Source organism: Halomonas lysinitropha, assembly GCF_902500215.1.
Classification (GTDB): Bacteria; Pseudomonadota; Gammaproteobacteria; order Pseudomonadales; family Halomonadaceae; genus Halomonas; species Halomonas lysinitropha.
Window position 1 is genome coordinate 122,919 of record NZ_CABVOU010000027.1, and the last position, 18,109, is coordinate 141,027.

Sequence of the window (18,109 nt, forward strand, 5' to 3'; positions counted from 1 at the left end):
AGTCCTTCATGAGCGCCCACGCTTCCCTGCCCGAATCGCTGCCCGCGCCGCATGTTGCCGACGAGCAGATCCAGCTGGTGGATGCGCGCAATCGTCCCTGCGGCAGCGCGCCCCGGGCCGCCATGCGTCGCCTGCGGTTCTGGCACCGGGCCACCTATGTGGTGGTGCGAAACGGCCGCGGCGAGCTCTGCGTGCAGCGTCGCACCCTGACCAAGGAGGTCTTCCCCGGCGGCCTGGACCTCGCCGCCGGCGGCGTGGTGGGGGCCGGCGAGGCGGTTCACGTGGCGGCGCGCCGTGAGCTGGCCGAGGAGCTCGGCATCCAGCGTGTGCCGCTGCGCCATCTGGGCGAGTTCGTGCACGATGCGGGCGGCAACCACATCTTTGGCAGTCTCTTCCTGGTCGAGCACGATGGTCCGCTGACGCTGCAGGCCGAGGAGGTGGCCGAGGCCTTCTGGCTGCCGGTCGACGAGGCCCTGGAACTGGACGGCGTGACCCCGGATACCCGCCAGGCCGTGCAGGCCATGCGGGCCGCGGAGGCGGGACGATGAACCGGCCTGAACGACTGCCGGACCTGGAAGCGGTACTGGCCGCCCTGGAGGGGGTGGTGCTCGGCAAGTCCCGGGAGGTTCGTCTGGCGCTCTGCTGCCTGCTCGCCCGCGGACACCTGCTGATCGAGGACCTCCCGGGGCTTGGCAAGACCACCCTGGCCCAGGCGCTGGCCCGGGTCACCCACCTGGACATGCAGCGCCTGCAGTTCACCAGCGACCTGCTGCCTGCCGACGTGCTGGGAGTCTCGGTCTTCGACCCGCGAGAGGCACGCTTCCATTTTCATCCCGGCCCCATCTTCCACGGCCTTGTGTTGGCCGACGAGATCAATCGGGCCACGCCCAAGACTCAGAGTGCGCTGCTCGAGGCGATGGAGGAGGGACAGGTGACCGTGGAGGGTGAGACCCGGGCGCTGCCCGACCCCTTCTTCGTGATCGCCACCCAGAATCCCCAGGAGCAGGCCGGGACCTTTCCCCTGCCCGAGTCGCAGCTCGACCGTTTCCTGATGCGCCTCTCGCTGGGCTACCCGGCCCCACGCGCCGAGCGCGAGATCCTGCGCGGCCGGGCTGGGCGAGTGAAACTCGATGCGCTGATGCCCCTGCTCGATGCCGAGCGCCTGCGCCATTGGCAGCTACGGCTGGACGGGATTCATGTGGCCGATGCGTTGCTCGACTACGTCCAGGCCTTGGCGGCGGCCAGCCGTGAGCATCCCGAGCTGGCCTGGGGGCTTTCTACTCGGGGCATCCTGGCCCTGTTGCGAGCGGCCCGGGGCTGGGCACTGCTCGAGGGGCGCGACCATGTGCTGCCGGAGGACATCCAGGCAGTCTGGGTTCCGGTGACGGGTCACCGACTGAGCAGCGGTCCCCGGGAGGAGGGCGAGGCGTTGGCCCGTCACCTGTTGACCCGCGTGGCGGTGGTGGGGTGAGTGTGGCTGGCGCGGCCACTGTCGGATCCGGTCACCGTGAACGGCTGCGTCACTGGTGGCTGCGCCGTCTGGCCGCCTCGATGGAGCATCCTCTTCCCCAGCGACGACTGTTCCTGATACCCACCCGCTTCGGCCTGGGCTGGGCGGTGCTGGTGGTGGTGCTGTTGCTGTTCGGCATCAACTACCAGAACAGCCTGGCCTACGGGCTGGCCTTCTGGCTGTTCAGCGTCGGCGTGGTGGTGCTGCTGCGCGGCTGGCTCAACCTGCTCGGCGTCACCCCGGCGTTGCGCTTGCCCCGTGAAGCCTTTGCCGGCGGCGAGGCGCGTCTGGGGGTGGTGCTGAGGGCGCGACGCGACCGAACGGCCCTGGAACTCCGCTGTGATGGCGCCCGTGGTCGGGTGGATATCGTCGAGGGCCTCGGCGAGACCCGACTGGCGTTGTCGACGCCCCGGCGTGGTGTCCAGGTGCTGCCCTGGTTGCGGGTCGAGACCCGCTGGCCGCTGGGACTGGTTCGCGTGGTAGCTTGGGTCCGCCACGATAGCGAGCTGCTGGTCTGGCCGCACCCGGTGGAGGAGGACGATGTGGTCGCGCCCCAGGGCGGTACGGGCCTGGAAGCCGTCGATTTCGCGGGGCTGCGCCGCTTCCAGCTTGGCGACAGCCCCGGCCGGGTGGCCTGGAAGCAGTGGAGCCGCACGGGCGTGCTGGCCACCAAGGTCTTCAGCATCCCCCCGCGCCAGCAGCTATGGCTGGATTACGAGGCCTGTCGTGGCGATCCCGAGCGACGCCTCTCGGTGCTCTGTGCACGGGTGCTGGCCCACCACCGTGCCGGCGATCGCTATGGTCTTCGGCTGCCGGGCGTCACCCTGGCACAGGGCGAGGGTGACGCCCAGCGACGCCGGGCACTGGATGCCCTGGCGCGCTTCTCGGCGACCCGGCCCGCGGGGGTGGCATGAGTATCTCGCGACCCGCCAGGCTGGTGGCGCCGGCCGTGCTGGCAGATGGTCGGGGGCTGAGCGGTGGGATGTTGCGCCAGCTGTTCATCGGCCAGTGCCTGGTGCTGGCCCTGCACCTGGCCTGGATGCCGGCCTGGCTGGTGGGGCTCGCCCTGCTGGTGGCCGGCTACCGGCTTGTGCAACTGCGCCGCGGCCTGCCGCGCGCCGGTATCCTGCTGCGGCTGGCTGCCGTGGGCGGCCTGTTGCTGGCGCTCTGGCTGCAGTTCGGCACCCTGGGGACCATGGATGGGCTGGTCGGTTTGCTGCTTGGCGTCTATCTGCTCAAGCTGCTCGAGACCCACGATCGGCGCGACGCCCGGGTGGTGGTGGTGATCGGCCTGGTGGCTACCACCGTGGCCTTCCTGCACGACCAGGGGATCCCCATGGCCGCGGGTGCCCTGCTGGCGGTGGCCTGGTTGCTGCAATCGCTGGTGTGGCTCGCCGGTGCCACTGGCCTGCGCCAGGCCTGGCGGGAGACGGTCTGGCTGCTGGTGCTGTCGGCCCCGCTGATGATCGTGCTGTTCGTCATTTTTCCACGCCTGGGGCCGTTGTGGAGCATGCCCCAGATGGACCGTGCCTCCACCGGCCTGACCGACGAAATCTCGCCGGGGGACATCGCTGAACTCTCGCGCAGTGATGCGCGGGCCTTCCGGGCCAGTTTCGAGGGCCGCGAACCCGCCCCCGATGAGCGCTATTGGCGGGTCTACACCCTGTCGCACTTCGATGGCATCCGCTGGTCGCGAGCCACCCCCGAGCAACTGGCGGCGACTCTGGAGCGCCCGGTCGATGCCTTTGTCCGCGAGGCGGCGCGCTCCCCGTGGCAGTCGCAGGAAGGAGCGCGTTTCAGCGCCGAGCTGTTGCTGGAGCCTGACAGCCGCCCCTGGCGCCCCACATTGGGTACGCCGCTGGCCAGTGGCGAGCGTCAGCGCTACCTGGCCGATGGCACCCTGGAAGGGCTCACCCCGCTGAGCTCGCGCAGCCTGATGAACCTTTCCAGCAGCGGGGCGCCGCCGACCAGCCCGCCCGCCGCCGGAGAGCGCTGGCACCGCCTGCTGCCCGAGAGCGCCAATCCCCGCACCCGGGCCCTGGCCGAGCGGCTGTGGCGTGAGAGTGGTGGCGACCCGGATGTCTATCTCGAGGCGATGATGGCGCGCTTCGGTGAGGCCCCCTATCGCTATACGCTCTCGCCGCCGCGACTGGTCGGCGAGCACCGCGTCGATGACTTCCTGTTCGACAGCCAGGCCGGTTACTGTACCTATTACGCTTCAGCGGCTGCCGTGATGGCTCGCATGGCCGGCATTCCGGCGCGGGTGGTGGCGGGCTTCCTGGGCGGCGAGCGGAATCCGGATGGCCACTTCACGGTACGTGATTACGATGCCCATGCCTGGGTGGAGGTGTGGCGCGATGATGCCTGGCGACGCCTGGATCCCACCGCAGTGATCGCTCCGGAGCGCATCGAGCAGGGTGCCCGGGCGGTCGACGACGGCGCCGAGGCCTTCCTGGCCGATGCTCGCTTTTCGCCGCTGCGCATGCGCGAGGTGGGCTGGGCCAACCGCATGCGTCTGGAGTGGGAGCGGCTGGAGTACCAGTGGCAGCGGGCGGTGATCGGCTACCAGCGCGAGTCTCGCCGCTCCATGATGGCGCAGCTGGTTGGCTGGTGGCGCGAGGCCTGGGACCGGCTGGATGCGCTGTTGCCCGGTCGGGGGGCCTTGTCCACCACCTTGGGCCTGATGGCGGTGCTGGTCGTGGCAGGGGGCCTGGCCCTGCTGGCTCGTCGGGGCTGGCGACATCGGCGGCGGCAGCGTGATCCGCAGTGGCTGGTGGGCAATCTGCAGAGCTGGCTGGCTCGTCACCGTTTGGCGGCACGGCCCGGGGAGTCCCCTGCTACCCACCTGCGTCGCATTGCCCCCCAGGCCGGACCGGCGGGGCGGGCGCTCGAGGAGTGTGCTCAGGATCTCGAGCGGCTGACCTATGCGCCCCTCGAGGAGGCCGAGCGGCACCAGCGTCGGCGCCGGCTGGCCAGCCGGGTGGCCGAGGTCCGTCGGCGCCTGGGCCGTCCCGGGCGCTGAGGGGTAGCGCCGCCGCGGGCGGCGTGGCATCGTGAAGCACAACGATCATGAAGGCGCGCGCATGTCCATTCACGACCATCAGTGCCGCACCGCCCAGGGCGAACCCTTCAACTTCGGCGCGCTGCGCGGCCAGGTGCTGCTCATCGTCAACGTCGCCAGCCACTGTGGCTTCACGCCCCAGCTGCGTGAGCTCGAACGCCTCTACCGCCGCTATCGCGATCGAGGGTTCATGGTCATCGGTTTCCCTTGCAACCAGTTCGCCCGTCAGTCGCCGGAGTCGGCACTGGATTTCTGCACCTTCAGTGCCCGTGAGTACCAGGTCAGTTTCCCGCTGATGGAGAAGGTGAAGGTCAACGGACGCGGTGCCCATCCGCTTTTCGCCGAGCTCAAGCGCGAGGTGCCCGGGGTGTTGGGAACCGGCATGATCAAGTGGAATTTCACCAAGTTTCTGGTGGGGCGGGACGGCAGGGTGATCCGCCGCTTTTCGCCACGGGAGGGTGAAGCCGAGTTGCGCGAGGCACTGGAGCGTGCCCTGGACGAGACCTGAGTACGCCAGGCAAGGGGGCCTGTCGTCCGGAACTATGCCCGTGCGCCCGTTCCAGCCCGACGGTCGCGCCGGGGCATCCCGAAGGGTTGTCAGGGCACCTCGCCGCGCTCGACCAGGACCCGCCCCATCAGCTCGTTCCAGCGATGACGAGTCATCATGGTGGTCAATCCCGAGAACAGTGCCCAGCTCTTGCGGCGCCAGCCATTGAGCCGCAGGTTGTGGGCTACCAGCTGTTTCATCAGCTTGTAGTCATCGAACGAGCGCCATTCGCCGGCCACCGACATCTGCTGGCGCGAGAGCACCGGGGCGAGCTCCAGGCGAAAGACCCACTCCAGCTCACGCACGGTCAGGTCGTGACGCTGGATGACGGCGACCATGCTGGCGTAGTCGGTCTCGCGCGGCTCGCGTTCCAGCCACAGCGGGGCCAGTGCCAGCCAAAGCTCACCGCGCTCGTCGACCAGTGTCTGCGCATCCATCGTTCCCTCCTGCCACTCGTTACCCGGGAGAAGCATCCTGCACCAGCCCTGCAGTGCCCTCAAGGGCGGACAGCCGCCATCTCGGCCGCTAGAATGTTGCTCACTGCCCTTTTGATCCTGTATTCGGCTCATTCATTCCCCATGCGGACGGTAGCGGTTGCCTACTCCGCCGGACAACAACGAGGTCTGACGTGATCATCAAGCCCAAGGTACGCGGTTTCATCTGCACCACCACCCATCCCGTTGGCTGCGAGAAGAACGTTCTCGAGCAGATCGAGGCGACGCGCGCCCGCGGCTTGCACCAGGCAGCGGGTGACGAGGAGCAGCGGCCCAGGAAGGTGCTGGTGATCGGTGCTTCCAGCGGCTATGGCCTGGCGGCGCGCATCACCGCCGCCTTCGGCTTCGGCGCCGACACCCTGGGCGTGTTCTTCGAGAAGCCGGGTACCGAAAAGAAGCCCGGCACCGCCGGCTGGTACAACAGCGCCGCTTTCGACCGGTTCGCCAAGGCCGAGGGCCTCTACAGCAAGTCGATCAACGGCGACGCCTTTTCCCACGAGGCTCGCGACAAGGCCATCGAGCTGATCCAGCAGGACCTGGGCCAGATCGACCTGGTGGTCTACTCGCTGGCCTCGCCGGTGCGCAAGCTGCCCGACAGCGGCGAGCTCAAGCGCTCCGCGCTCAAGCCGATCGGTGAGACCTATCGCGCCACCGCCATTGACACCAACAAGGATGCCATCATCGAGGCCGAGGTCGAGCCCGCTACCGAGCAGGAGATCGAGGACACCAAGGCGGTGATGGGTGGCGAGGACTGGGAGCTGTGGATCGAGGCTCTCGATCGTGCCGGTGTGCTGGCGCCCGGGGCGCGCAGCGTGGCCTTCAGCTACATCGGTACCGAGATCACCTGGCCGATCTACTGGCACGGTGCGCTGGGCAAGGCCAAGGAGGACCTGGACCGCGCCGCCGGCGAGATCGACAAGCGTCTCTCGGCGTCGGGAGGTGGCGCCAATGTGGCGGTGCTCAAGTCAGTGGTGACCCAGGCCAGCGCCGCCATCCCGGTCATGCCGCTCTATATCGCCATGGTCTACAAGGTGATGAAGGAGAAGGGGCTGCACGAGGGCACCATCGACCAGCTCAACCGCCTGTTCGGGGAATGTCTTTATCCGCGTGAAGGGCAGGGCAACGACTGCCGTACCGACGAGGTTGGCCGCTTGCGCCTGGATGACTGGGAACTGCGCGACGACGTCCAGCAGGCCTGCAAGGAACTCTGGCCCCAGGTGACCACCAAGAACCTGTTCGAGATCACCGACTATGCTGGGTACAAGCACGAGTTCCTCAAGCTGTTCGGTTTCGAGCGTGACGACGTCGACTACGAGGCGGACGTGAACCCGGTAGCGGACTTCGATGTCGTGAACCTGTAAGTCGCCGCGTTTCGCGGGATACCCAGGCAAATGCGGCAAGCAGATCCAAGCCAATGGAGGTGCGCCATGGATAAGCGTGAAAGCAAGACGCAGGAAGAAGAGCTGCAGCATTTCAAGGAGGTCAGCCAGCCCGAGGACTTCGACCACCCCGAGCCGGATGTCGAGCAGCCCGAGGCGAAGAGCTCGTCCCATGGTCTGCACCGAGTGCTGCCCATCGTCATCGTGGTACTCGGGGTCCTGGCGGCGGCCATGTTGCTGCTGAGCGGCAACGGTAACTAGGCCGACTCGCTGCCCGCCGCTGCCGTGTTCACGCGGCAGGGCTGTGGATCCGACCGAGCTTGGGTAGGATGGGGGACCTTTCCCCGCCTCCGCTATCGACCCAAGGTCAGATCCACATGCCCGAGTTCACCTCTTCTCTTCATTCGGCGTCACTGACGCGGCATGTGGGTATCGTGGTGCTGCCCGGCTTCTCCCTGCTGGCCCAGGCCTGTGCCACCGAACCCCTGGCGGTGGCGAACCGCCTCGAGGGGCGTACCCTTTATCGGCTCACGACCTTTGCCACCGTCGCCGGCCCGGTGGTCAGTGCCTCTCACCAGACGCTGATGTCCCAGGCCCGCTTCGGCGAGGTGGATGATCCCCTGGATCTGCTGCTGGTGTGTGCACCGGGTCCGCTCTCCGGCAGTGCCCCCGCTTCCCTGATCGATTGGCTGCGCCGGTTGGCCGGGGCGGGCGTACTGCTGGGCGGTATCGGAGGGGGCACCGAGGTGCTGGCTCGGGCCGGGGTGCTGGAAGGCTACCGGGCGACACTGCCCTGGCAGCGTTTCGACGCCTTCTCCGAGGCTTTTCCCCGTGTCCGCCTCTCCCGTCAACTCTTCGAGATCGACCGCGACCGCCTGACCTGCGGCGGCGGTACCGCCGCCATGGACATGATGATGACCCTCGTGGGCAGCCAGCACGGTCCCCGGCTGGCCGAGCGCATCTCCGAGCACTTCGTGCTGGAACGTATCCGCATGGGCGACGAGCCCCAGCAGGTGCCGCTGCGCTCGCGGCTTGGCCATGCCCCCGAGAACCTGGCCGACGCGGTGGCGCTGATGGAGGCCAACATCGAGGAGCCCCTGACCACCCACGAATTGGCCGAACACCTGGGCATCTCCCGTCGCCAGCTGGAGCGGCTGTTCAAGAAATACTTGCAGGCAGTGCCCAGCCGCTATTACCTGGACCTGCGCCTGCAGCAGGCGCGTCGCCTGTTGCGCGAGAGCGACCGACCGGCCGGCGACGTCGCCCTGCAGACCGGGTTTTCCTCGGCAGCCCACTTTTCTACCGCCTACCGCAACCACTTCGGCATTACGCCTCGTGAGGAGCGGCTCGGGTAGGTGGTGAGTCGACCCGCTGGGTGGCCAGCAGAGCGCGGACCAGCGAGCCCATCATCACCGGGGTGTCCTGCTCGATGACGAAGCCGGCCGCCTCCAGCAGCGGCCGGGCCTGGCGGGTGATGTCGGTGGCAATGGCCGAGGTGAGGGCGTTCAGGCTGCGTCGGGCGAGGCCCGCCGGGTGGTCGTCGGCCTGGAACTTGTCCATCACGCAGAGCTGGCCATCCGGCTTCAGCACCCGGCGGGCCTCGTTGAGCCCCTTTTCAGGGTCAGGCATCACCGCGAGGATCAGATGCATTACCACCACGTCGAAATGGTCGTCGGGATAGGCGAGGCGCTCGGCGTCCATGACCTCGGCCTGGACGTCCCTACCCAGCGACTCGGCGCGCTGCTCGAGACGCCTGACCATGGCGGGTGAGAGGTCGCTGGCGTGCAGTTCGATGTCCCGCGGCAGCCAGGGCAGATCGAGCCCGGTGCCCGCACCGACCAGCAACACGCGCATACCGGGCTGCCAGGCCACCTGGCCAAGGGCCACGCGGCGGGCGCCACGGAAGACACGATCGGCCACCAGGTCGTAGATCGGGGCATAGAGCCCGTAGCGAATCCGGTTCCAGGTCGTGGTGTTGAACATGTCGGACTCCTTGTCGACGGGGGCTTTCGGGACCATCTTCCCAGCCTACGCCATCTCGCGGGCCCTCGCGCGGCGCGCCGGGACCTGAGCGGCGTCTGCCTTTTACACAACTCACCGTCCCATTGCTGAAAGATTCTCGCGGCAGCCCTCCCTATACTCGAGTGATAGTTGACCCGAGTGATAGTTGATCCGTCATGCAAGAAATGGAGAGTGACATGAGCCAGACCCCGACCCGCGCCGACTTTGACCATTACATGGTGCCCAACTACGCCCCCCAGCAGGCGGTTCCGGTGCGCGGTGAGGGGAGTCGCTTGTGGGATCAGGAGGGCCGCGAGTACATCGATTTTGCCGGCGGCATCGCCGTCAACGGCCTGGGGCACTGTCACCCGGTGCTGGTCGAGGCCCTCACGGCCCAGGCCAACAGGCTCTGGCACCTTTCCAACGTCTACACCAACGAGCCGGCCCTGGCCCTGGCCCGCAGCCTGGTCGAGCGCACCTTTGCCGACAAGGTCTACCTCTGCTCCTCCGGTGGGGAGGCCAACGAGGCGGCCCTCAAGCTGGCGCGGCGCTGGGCCCATGACCACCATGGCGAGCACAAGCACCGCATCGTATCCTTCTCGCAATCGTTCCACGGCCGCACCTTCTTCACCGTCAGCGTCGGCGGTCAGCCCAAGTATGCCCAAGGCTTCGGTCCGGTACCCGGTGGCATCGTGCATGGCGAGTACAACGACCTCGACAGCGTGCGCAACCTCATCGACGACGACACCTGCGCGGTGATGGTCGAGCCGATGCAGGGGGAGGGTGGCATCATCCCCGCCGTGCCCGAGTTCCTGCAGGGGCTGCGTGATCTGTGCGACGCCTTCGATGCGCTGCTGATCTTCGATGAGGTGCAGACCGGGGCGGGGCGCACCGGTTCGCTCTATGCCTACCAGCAGTATGGCGTGACCCCGGATATCCTGACCAGCGCCAAGTCGCTGGGGGGCGGCTTCCCGGTAGGTGCCATGCTGACCACCGACCGGGTGGCAAAGGCCTTTGCCATCGGCACCCACGGCTCCACCTACGGCGGCAACCCCTTGGCCTCGGCCGTGGCCCTGGCTGCCGTGGAGTTCATCGACACGCCGGAGGTGCTCGAGGGCGTCAAGCACCGCCACGATCTCTTCCGCGAGCACCTCGAGGCGATCAATCGCCAGCATGGGGTCTTCCGGGAGATCCGCGGCATGGGTCTGCTGATCGGTGCCGAGATGGCGCCTGCCTACGAGGGACGGGCCAGGGACATTCTGCCGCTGGCCCTCGAGGAGGGGCTGATGGCGCTGATCGCCGGCCCCAACGTGCTACGCATGGCGCCCTCGCTGGTGATCCCCGAGGCCGATATCGCCGAGGGCATGGCGAGGCTGGAGCGGGCGGTGGCGAGGCTGGTGGCGGGGCAGTGAGCCCCGGTTCGCCGATGCGTGACGACTCACCCCCTTCCGGAGACCCTGCCATGCTGGTCATACGCCCCGTCCATCCGGCGGACCTGCCTGCCCTGGAGCGGCTGGCCGGCAGCGCGACGCCGCGGCTGACCAACCTGCCGGCCCACCGCGATCGCCTGGAGGAGCGTATCGCTCGCTCCCGCCAGGCCTTTGCCACCGAGGTCGAGGCACCCGGCGACGAGCACTATACCTTCGTGCTCGAGGACCTTGAGTGCGGCGAGATAGTGGGCACCGCCACCATTCGTGCCCAGGTCGGGGCCCGCGAGGCCTACTACACCTATCGTCAGGAAACGCTGATCCACGCTTCGCAGCAGCTCGACGTGCGTCGTGAGGTACCGATCCTGTCGCTCTCCCATGAGGTCTCCGAGGCGACACTGCTCTGCGCTCTGTCGCTGGATGCCCGCTACAAGGGCACCAGTGCCGAGAGCCTGCTGCGCCGGGCGCGGCTGATGTTCATCGCCCAGTACCCGGAGCGCTTCGCCGGCATCCTGGCCATGGCCTTTCCCGGCTACCTGGACGAGCAGGGCGAGTCGCCTTTCTGGAACAGCGTGGGACGTCACTTCTTCGTGCGTGACTACCAGGAGATCAACTACCTGGCCGGGGTTCGCTCCAAGAGCTTCATCGCCGAGGTCATGCCACAGTTTCCGCTTTACCTGGCGCTGCTCACGCCCCAGGCGCGAGCAGCCATCGGGCGCGAGCACCCCGACCACGAGGCGGCCCTGGCCGAGATGCTGGCCGAGGGTTTCCTGCGTTCGCGCCACGTGGACATCTTCGATGCCGGTCCGGTGATCAAGGGCGAGCGCGAGCGCCTGGCCAGCTTCCAACGCGCCGCCTGGCACCCGGTGCGCATCCGTCCCGCTCACGCACTGCCCGATGCCGAGCCAGCCATGGTCGCCAATCAGCGCCTTGGCGACTTCCGCTGTGTGGTGGCGCGCTATGCCCTGTCGCCCACCGGCCAGCTGATGCTCTCGCCGTCGCATGCCGAGCGGCTGGGGGTGGAGGAGGGACGGGCCGTGCTGGCCGCTCCCCTGGCGCTGCCCGGTATGGGAGACGGGAGCGTCGACGAGCACGATCCCGGCTATGACGAGGGAGAGCTGTGATGCGTATTCGAGCGATCGCCGAGGGTGATCTGGACGAGCTGCAGGCTCTGGCCCGGGAGACCGGGGTGGGCTTCACCTCGCTGCCCGACAACCGTGACTTCCTGGCGGCCAAGATCGCCTCGACGGTGGCCGCCTTCGAGGAGCGCACGTCGCGGGATCAGCGGCTCTACTTCTTCGTGCTCGAGGACGAGCTCAACGGTCGGCTGGCCGGCTGCTGCGCCATCGAGGGGCAGGTAGGACGCGAGATTCCTTTCTACCACTACCGGCTGGGGACCCTGGCCCACTCTTCGGTGCAGCTCGATTTGCACCGCACCATCGACACCCTCTTCCTGAGCTCCGATCACACCGGTGATGCCGAGGTGGCCTCGCTGTTCCTGCGGCCCGAGTACCGTGGTGCCGACCGGCGCCATGAACGCAACGGCGCACTGCTGTCGATGATGCGCTGGCTGTTCCTGGCCGAGTTCCGCGACCGCTTCCCCGACAAGGTGCTCGCCGAGATGCGCGGTGTCTTCGACGACCGGGGGCGCAGCCCCTTCTGGGAGTGCCTGGGCAGCCACTTCTTTCCTCTCGACTTCGACGAGGCGGACAAGCTCACCGGGCTTGGCCAGAAGAGCTTCATCGGCGAGCTGATGCCCAAGTTCCCGATCTACACCCCCTTTCTCAGCGAGGCGGCACGGGCCTGTATCGGCCAGGTTCACGAGCACACCCGCCCGGCGCTGGCCATGCTCAAGAAGGAGGGCCTGCGCTGGGAGGGCTATATCGATATCTTCGACGGTGGCCCGACCGTGGAGGCCTACATCGACGACGTACGCGGCGTGCGGCTGTCGCGGCGCTACCGGGTGGAGGTCAAGGCCGGCTCACTCGAGCGCTCGCCGCGGCCGCGCTGGCTGGCCGCCACCACCGGGATGGCCGGTTTCCGTGCCGCCTGGCTGGGACGCGGGCCCGATGCCAAGGGCGTGGTGACGCTCGACGAGGCCGAGGCGCGTCGGCTGGAGGTCGCCTCCGGCGACACCCTGCGCATACTGGATACCGAGGAGGAGGCGTGATGAAGGCAAGACAACAGCTGCTGATCGGCGGCACCTGGCAGGCGGGTGATGGCGAGGCCTTCACCAAGCACGACCCGGTATCCGATGAGCGCCTCTGGGAGGGCGCCGCCGCCACCGCGGCCCAGGTCGACGCCGCGGTGGCGGCGGCACGAAGCGCCTTTCCGGGCTGGGCGCGCACCAGTTTCGACGAACGCCAGGCGCTGGTCGAGCACTTCCGGGAGGTGCTTGAGAGCCACCGCGAGGACCTGGCCACCGCCATCGCCCAGGAGACCGGCAAGCCCCTCTGGGAGGCACGTACCGAGGTCGGCGCGATGATCGGCAAGGTGGCGCTCTCGATCCGCGCCTATCAGGAGCGCACCGGCGAGCGCAGCCGCGACCTGGGGGATGCCACCGCCGTGCTGCGCCATCGCCCGCACGGGGTGATGGCGGTCTACGGTCCCTACAACTTCCCCGGCCACTTGCCCAACGGTCATATCGTGCCGGCCCTGCTGGCCGGCAACTGCGTGGTGTTCAAGCCCAGCGAGCAGACCCCCTTGACCGCGGATCTCACCTTGCAGTGCTGGCAGGAGGCAGGGCTGCCGGACGGGGTGATCAACCTGGTGCAGGGCGCGGCCGGGACCGGCCAGGCGCTTTCGGCCAACCCCGATATCGATGGCCTGCTGTTTACCGGCAGCGCCCGGGTGGGGGGCATCCTGCATCGCCAATTCGCCGACCAGCTGGACAAGATCCTGGCCCTGGAACTCGGCGGCAACAATCCGCTGGTGGTGAAGGACGTCCCCGACCAGGAGGCGGCGGTGCTGACTATCCTGCAGTCGGCCTTCCTCTCCGGCGGCCAGCGCTGCACCTGCGCCCGGCGACTGATCGTACCCGAGGGTGAAGTGGGAGACCACCTGCTGGATGCCCTCAGCGATGCCATCTCGCGGCTGCGGGTGGCCGGCCAGTTCAGTGACCCTGCCCCGTTCTATGCCGGCCTGGTCAGCATGGCGGCCGCCGACGGCCTGCTCAAGGCCCAGGATGATCTGGAGGCGCTGGGAGGAACGGTGCTGGCGCGCATGGCGCGTGTCGAGCCCGGGACCAGCCTGCTGAGCCCCGCCCTGATCGACGTCACCGGGCTGGCGGTACCCGACGAGGAACATTTCGGCCCGCTGCTCAAGGTGCATCGCTACCGCGATTGGGACGAGGCGCTGCACCTGGCCAACGACACTCGCTATGGGCTCTCCGCCGGGCTGATCGGTGGCGAGCGAGGCGACTGGGACGACTTCCTGCTGCGCATCCGCGCCGGTATCGTCAACTGGAACCGCCAGACCACCGGCGCCTCCGGCGATGCCCCCTTCGGCGGCGTGGGCGAGAGCGGCAACCATCGGCCGAGTGCCTACTATGCTGCCGACTACTGCGCCTACCCGGTCGCCTCCATGGAGAGCGAGGCGCTGGTACTGCCCGAGACGCTGCCGCCGGGGGTGACGCTATGAGCCAGCCGGCCCCGGGCGTGCGCGAGGTCAACTGTCTTGAGGTCAATTTCGACGGCCTGGTCGGCCCGACCCACAACTATGCCGGCCTGGCCCTGGGCAATGTCGCTTCCATGACCCATGGCGGCCTGGAGGCCAACCCTCGAGAGGCTGCCCTGCAGGGCCTGGGCAAGATGAAGGCGCTGATGGACGCGGGCTACCCCCAGGGCGTGCTGCCGCCTCAGCAGCGGCCCGACCTCGGGGCGCTTCGCCAGCTCGGCTTTACCGGCAGCGATGCGCAGGTGCTGGCCCGGGCGGCGGGCGAGGCCCCGCAGCTCCTGCGCGCGGTCTGTTCGGCCTCGAGCATGTGGACCGCCAATGCCGCCACGGTGACGCCCTCGGCGGATGCGCCGGACGGCCGGGTGCATTTCACCCCGGCCAACCTGCAGTCGAGCTTCCACCGCTATCTGGAGCCGGTCACCACGGCCCGGGTGCTGGCGGCGATCTTCCGCGACGAGGCACGCTTCGCCCACCATCCGGTGCTGCCGGCAACCCCCGCCTTCTCCGACGAGGGCGCGGCCAACCATACCCGCCTCGCCGCGGATTACGGCGAACCTGGCGTGCATCTCTTCGTTTATGGTCGGGCGGCTCTCGGCTGGGGAGCGGAGGAGGGCGTTGCCCCCCGGCGCTACCCGGCGCGGCAGACCCTGGAGGCGAGCCAGGCCATCGCGCGTCAGCACGGCCTCACAGAGTCCCAGACGGTGTTCGCCCAGCAGCATCCCGAGTCCATCGACGCCGGTGTCTTTCACAACGACGTCATCAGCGTGGGCAACGGCCCGGTGCTGCTCTACCACGAGCGGGCTTTCCTCGACGAGCAGAGGACCCTGGACGCGCTGAGGGAAAAGATGGCCACTCCTCTGGTCCCGGTTCGGGTTCCCGAGGAGGCGGTCAGCCTCGAGGACGCCGTGGCCTCCTATCTCTTCAACTCCCAGCTGCTCTCCAACCCGGATGGCACCATGACGCTGGTGGTGCCCGGGGAGTGCCAGGAACGCGAAAATGTGTGGCGCACCATCCAGGATTTCCTGTTGGCCGGCCACAATCCGATTTCCGAAGTGGTGGTCAAGGACGTCAAGCAGAGCATGCGCAACGGCGGCGGACCTGCCTGCCTGCGCCTGAGAGTGGTACTTTCGGCGGCCGAGCGCGCGGCCCTGTCAGGACGTGTCCTGCTCACCCAATCCCTGCACGGCGAGCTCACCGCCTGGGTCGAGCGCCACTACCGCGACCGCCTGGCCCCCAAGGACCTGGCCGACCCGCAGCTGGCCGAGGAGACCCTGGCGGCGCTGGACGAGCTGACTCGGATCCTGGCCATCGGCGCCGTCTATCCCTTCCAGCTGAAGTGAAGATGGCTGCATGTCAAGGACAGCGGTCCACCATCCGGCGGACCGATATCCTGGGGGTTGAGGCACCGGCCCAGGGCGGTCGTGTGGTTCGTTCAGGCGCCGCTGGCCGCTCCGCCCACCACGCCGCCCCGCAGGCTGCCTTGGTTGCCTTTGGCCTTGAGGTGGTCGGCCACGGCATCTTCCGGTGAGCCGGCCATCTCGCGGAACATGCCCATGGAGCCGAGCAGGGCCGACGATTCATAGGGCACGAAGACGCGTTCACCGTCCTTGGCCATGGTCGGCAGCACCTTGATGTAGCTCTGGCCGAGCAGGTAGCCGACCACGGTGCGCTTGTTCTCCTCGCTGTCGCCGATAGCGTTCAGCACCAGCTTGATCGACTCCTGTTCCCCCTGAGCGCGCAGGATAGCCGACTCCTTGTCGCCCTCGGCGTTGAGGATTGACGACTCGCGCTGGCCCTGGGCCATGGCGATGGCGGCGGACTTTTCCCCCTCGGCCTCGGTCACCGTGGCACGACGCTTGCGCTCGGCGGCCATCTGCAGGCGCATGGCGGACTCCACCTCCTCGGGCATGGCGATGTCCTGCACTTCAACCCGCGAGATCTTCACGCCCCACTTGGAGGCCGCTTCTTCCATGGCGGCCTGGATCTCGTTGTTGACCTCGGCCCGGGACTCGAACAGCTTGTCGAGTTCCATCTTGCCGACCACCGAACGCAGGGTCGTCTTGGCCAGCACCTCAACCGCCTGGCTCATGTTCTCCACTTCATAGACGGCACGCTTGGGGTCGATGATCTGATAGTAGAGGGCACCATTGATATTTACCGTGACGTTGTCGGTGGTCACCACGGGCTGGCCGGGGAAGTCCATCACCGTTTCGCGGCGATCGATACGGGTTTCATGGCTGGTGATAGCGTTGTACTCATCGCCCATCTTGCGGTAGCGGATCATGGCGATGGCGCGGGGCTGATCGATGAAGGGGACGATGATGTTGATACCGCTCTCCAGCAGCCGATTGAACGACCCCAGGCGTTCGATCACCATCACTTCCGACTGGCGGACGACCACCAGCCCCTTGGCGATGATCAGGATGCCGATAATGACGACGATCAGGGCGATGATCAGCCCCGGGCTGACGGGAAGGTCCATTTGGTATTACTCCATGGGGTGGTTGGCGCGAGAATCCGGCGCCGTGGGGTCTAGGCGGACGAGGGCAGTGGTGCCATCGAAGGCCTGAAAGATGACGGGAGTCCCCGCCGGCAGTTCTGTCTCGCCGCTTCTGTCACCAGAGTCGGTGACGCGCAGGCGATAGAAGTCGCCATTGATCTTGATGCCGCTGGCGCCGTCAAAATCGCGCTTGAGGGTCGTATAGGTATGGCCTCTCTCGACTCCGGTACCGGTGGTTCCGTAGGCTACCCCGCGTGGCGAGAACCAGGGACGGATCACCCACACTGCGAGCGGTACGAGAACGCCGGAAAAGACCCCCATGCCCAATAGTTGCCAGGGAAGTGACAGACCCAGTCCGGCCAGTGCAGCGGTCAGGGCCGCAGCGACACCCAGTGCCAGCAGTACCAGGCCGCCGGTGGTGAGCTCGGACAGCCCCAGCAGCAGAGCGATGATCAGCCAGACGAGGGCGGGGTTCCAGTCCATGGGGCGTTCCGTAGCCGGGGCAGAATGAGGGCAAAGGGCCACCATGAGGGTAACCGGTTACCGTGCAAGGAGCCATGCCTGCCGGTGGCTTCACGTTAAAGCGACTGGAATTGGGCTATGCTGTGCGGCCATTCCACGTTGATCCGGGGGGACAAGCGACGGTGAGCGGGCTGATCTACTGGCTGGACATGGCGGGCGTGATCGTCTTCGCCCTCTCGGGGGTGATACTCGCCTGCCGCACGCGGATGGATCCCTTCGGTATGCTGGTGCTGGCGGCGGTGACCGGGATCGGGGGTGGTACCCTGCGTGACCTGGTGCTGGGGGTACGGCCGGTGTTCTGGGTCAGCGACCCCACCTACCTGTGGGTGATCCTGGTCACGGTGGGGCTGTCGATCCTCGGCTTCCATTATATCCATCGCCTCTCGCGGGGCTTCCTGCCGGTGGCGGACGCCTTCGGCCTGGCGCTGTTCACGGTGATCGGGGCCCATAAGGCCCTGATGCTGGAAGCGCCCGGCGTGGTGGCGGTACTGATGGGCCTGCTGACCGGCGTGGCCGGCGGCATGATCCGCGACGTACTGGCGCGGCGGATTCCGATGGTGCTTCGGCAGGAGGTCTATGCCACCGCCTCGATTGCCGGTGGCGTGGTCTTCGTGGGCCTGGAGGCCCTCGCCGTGCCGCTGGCTGTCTCCATCGCCACAGCGCTGGTGGTTACCCTCGGACTGCGGCTCTCGGCGATCCACTGGCACCTTTCCCTGCCGGTGTTCGCCTGGGTGGTGGTCCAGCGGTCACCGACCTCCCAGGGCCATGAGGACGACGGGCAGGAGAAGGGGGCGGTGACACCTCCCCGGCCAGCCAAGGCCAGGGTCAAGCTGATTCCGCCGGGCCGAGCCAGGCGAGGGGGGAAGACGAAATGAACATCTGCCTGATGGGAGAGGCGCGAACGACGGCCGTGCTTGTGACCTGGATGGTGTTGTTCCTGTCGCGGGTCGGCGTCCATGACCGCGAGACGAGGATAGTGCCGTCAGAGTGTGG

At 67.7% G+C, this 18,109-nt stretch carries 18 protein-coding genes; 14 read left to right on the top strand and 4 right to left on the bottom strand.

The window, feature by feature from the left end; all coding sequences use genetic code 11:
* Positions 1 to 8 precede the first annotated feature (8 nt).
* From HALO32_RS05115 to HALO32_RS05135, 5 genes are all read left to right on the top strand, one after another.
* Entirely contained in the window at positions 9 to 548 is a 540-nt protein-coding gene (locus tag HALO32_RS05115; protein ID WP_151442705.1) for an NUDIX hydrolase, read from the top strand.
* Positions 545 to 1,471 carry an AAA family ATPase gene (locus HALO32_RS05120; RefSeq protein ID WP_151442706.1) on the top strand — a complete coding sequence of 309 codons (927 nt, stop codon included), beginning with the start codon at positions 545 to 547 and terminating at the stop codon, positions 1,469 to 1,471. Before HALO32_RS05115 ends, HALO32_RS05120 begins: the two co-directional genes overlap by 4 nt.
* On the top strand, positions 1,468 to 2,424 hold the full coding sequence (locus HALO32_RS05125) for a DUF58 domain-containing protein (RefSeq protein WP_151442707.1): 957 nt from the start codon (positions 1,468 to 1,470) through the stop codon (positions 2,422 to 2,424). Before HALO32_RS05120 ends, HALO32_RS05125 begins: the two co-directional genes overlap by 4 nt.
* Positions 2,421 to 4,532, top strand: coding sequence for a transglutaminase family protein (locus tag HALO32_RS05130; RefSeq protein WP_151442708.1), 2,112 nt, complete (start codon positions 2,421 to 2,423; stop codon positions 4,530 to 4,532). Before HALO32_RS05125 ends, HALO32_RS05130 begins: the two co-directional genes overlap by 4 nt.
* A gap of 61 nt (positions 4,533 to 4,593) precedes the next feature.
* Positions 4,594 to 5,079, top strand: a complete 486-nt coding sequence (locus HALO32_RS05135; protein ID WP_151442709.1) for a glutathione peroxidase — start codon at positions 4,594 to 4,596, stop codon at positions 5,077 to 5,079.
* Between the two features lie 89 nt (positions 5,080 to 5,168).
* Here HALO32_RS05135 and HALO32_RS05140 read toward each other — a convergent pair whose 3' ends face one another.
* Complete coding sequence (locus tag HALO32_RS05140; protein WP_151442710.1) at positions 5,169 to 5,555, bottom strand: DUF7079 family protein; 387 nt, start codon at positions 5,553 to 5,555, stop codon at positions 5,169 to 5,171.
* A gap of 191 nt (positions 5,556 to 5,746) precedes the next feature.
* On the opposite strand from HALO32_RS05140, the gene fabV reads away from it, so the two are divergent.
* The 3 genes from fabV to HALO32_RS05155 all read left to right on the top strand — a co-directional run bounded on the left by fabV (position 5,747) and on the right by HALO32_RS05155 (position 8,346).
* Positions 5,747 to 6,973, top strand: coding sequence for an enoyl-ACP reductase FabV (gene fabV / locus HALO32_RS05145; RefSeq protein ID WP_151442711.1), 1,227 nt, complete (start codon positions 5,747 to 5,749; stop codon positions 6,971 to 6,973).
* A gap of 66 nt (positions 6,974 to 7,039) precedes the next feature.
* A complete protein-coding gene (locus HALO32_RS05150) occupies positions 7,040 to 7,252 on the top strand; it encodes a hypothetical protein (RefSeq protein ID WP_151442712.1) in 213 nt (70 codons plus the stop codon).
* 116 nt (positions 7,253 to 7,368) lie between these two features.
* Positions 7,369 to 8,346, top strand: coding sequence for a GlxA family transcriptional regulator (locus HALO32_RS05155; protein WP_192576440.1), 978 nt, complete (start codon positions 7,369 to 7,371; stop codon positions 8,344 to 8,346).
* Here the strand turns inward: HALO32_RS05155 and HALO32_RS05160 are convergent.
* Entirely contained in the window at positions 8,318 to 8,974 is a 657-nt protein-coding gene (locus tag HALO32_RS05160; protein ID WP_151442713.1) for a class I SAM-dependent methyltransferase, read from the bottom strand. The genes HALO32_RS05155 and HALO32_RS05160 overlap by 29 nt on opposite strands.
* 215 nt (positions 8,975 to 9,189) lie before the next feature.
* On the opposite strand from HALO32_RS05160, the gene HALO32_RS05165 reads away from it, so the two are divergent.
* From HALO32_RS05165 to astB, 5 genes are read left to right on the top strand one after another with little or no spacing between them, the layout of a single operon-like run.
* A complete protein-coding gene (locus tag HALO32_RS05165) occupies positions 9,190 to 10,404 on the top strand; it encodes an aspartate aminotransferase family protein (protein ID WP_151442714.1) in 1,215 nt (404 codons plus the stop codon).
* Between the two features lie 50 nt (positions 10,405 to 10,454).
* Complete coding sequence (locus HALO32_RS05170) at positions 10,455 to 11,543, top strand: arginine N-succinyltransferase (protein WP_151442715.1); 1,089 nt, start codon at positions 10,455 to 10,457, stop codon at positions 11,541 to 11,543.
* Entirely contained in the window at positions 11,543 to 12,589 is a 1,047-nt protein-coding gene (gene astA / locus HALO32_RS05175) for an arginine N-succinyltransferase (RefSeq protein WP_151442716.1), read from the top strand. Before HALO32_RS05170 ends, astA begins: the two co-directional genes overlap by 1 nt.
* Positions 12,589 to 14,058 carry a succinylglutamate-semialdehyde dehydrogenase gene (gene astD / locus HALO32_RS05180; protein WP_151442717.1) on the top strand — a complete coding sequence of 490 codons (1,470 nt, stop codon included), beginning with the start codon at positions 12,589 to 12,591 and terminating at the stop codon, positions 14,056 to 14,058. The genes astA and astD overlap by 1 nt, the downstream gene beginning before the upstream one ends.
* On the top strand, positions 14,055 to 15,434 hold the full coding sequence (gene astB, locus HALO32_RS05185; protein WP_151442718.1) for an N-succinylarginine dihydrolase: 1,380 nt from the start codon (positions 14,055 to 14,057) through the stop codon (positions 15,432 to 15,434). Before astD ends, astB begins: the two co-directional genes overlap by 4 nt.
* 92 nt (positions 15,435 to 15,526) lie before the next feature.
* On the opposite strand, the gene HALO32_RS05190 is transcribed toward astB, so the two are convergent.
* Both HALO32_RS05190 and HALO32_RS05195 read right to left on the bottom strand, forming a co-directional pair.
* Positions 15,527 to 16,576 (bottom strand): SPFH domain-containing protein, encoded by a 1,050-nt coding sequence (locus HALO32_RS05190; protein WP_151442719.1) that lies wholly within the window; start codon positions 16,574 to 16,576, stop codon positions 15,527 to 15,529.
* Between the two features lie 6 nt (positions 16,577 to 16,582).
* Positions 16,583 to 17,077: an NfeD family protein gene (locus HALO32_RS05195; protein ID WP_151442720.1), complete on the bottom strand. Its 495-nt coding sequence runs from the start codon at positions 17,075 to 17,077 to the stop codon at positions 16,583 to 16,585.
* A 161-nt stretch (positions 17,078 to 17,238) separates the two neighbouring features.
* Here HALO32_RS05195 and HALO32_RS05200 point away from each other — a divergent pair, with 161 nt between their 5' ends.
* Positions 17,239 to 17,991: a trimeric intracellular cation channel family protein gene (locus tag HALO32_RS05200; RefSeq protein ID WP_151442721.1), complete on the top strand. Its 753-nt coding sequence runs from the start codon at positions 17,239 to 17,241 to the stop codon at positions 17,989 to 17,991.
* Positions 17,992 to 18,109 lie beyond the last annotated feature (118 nt).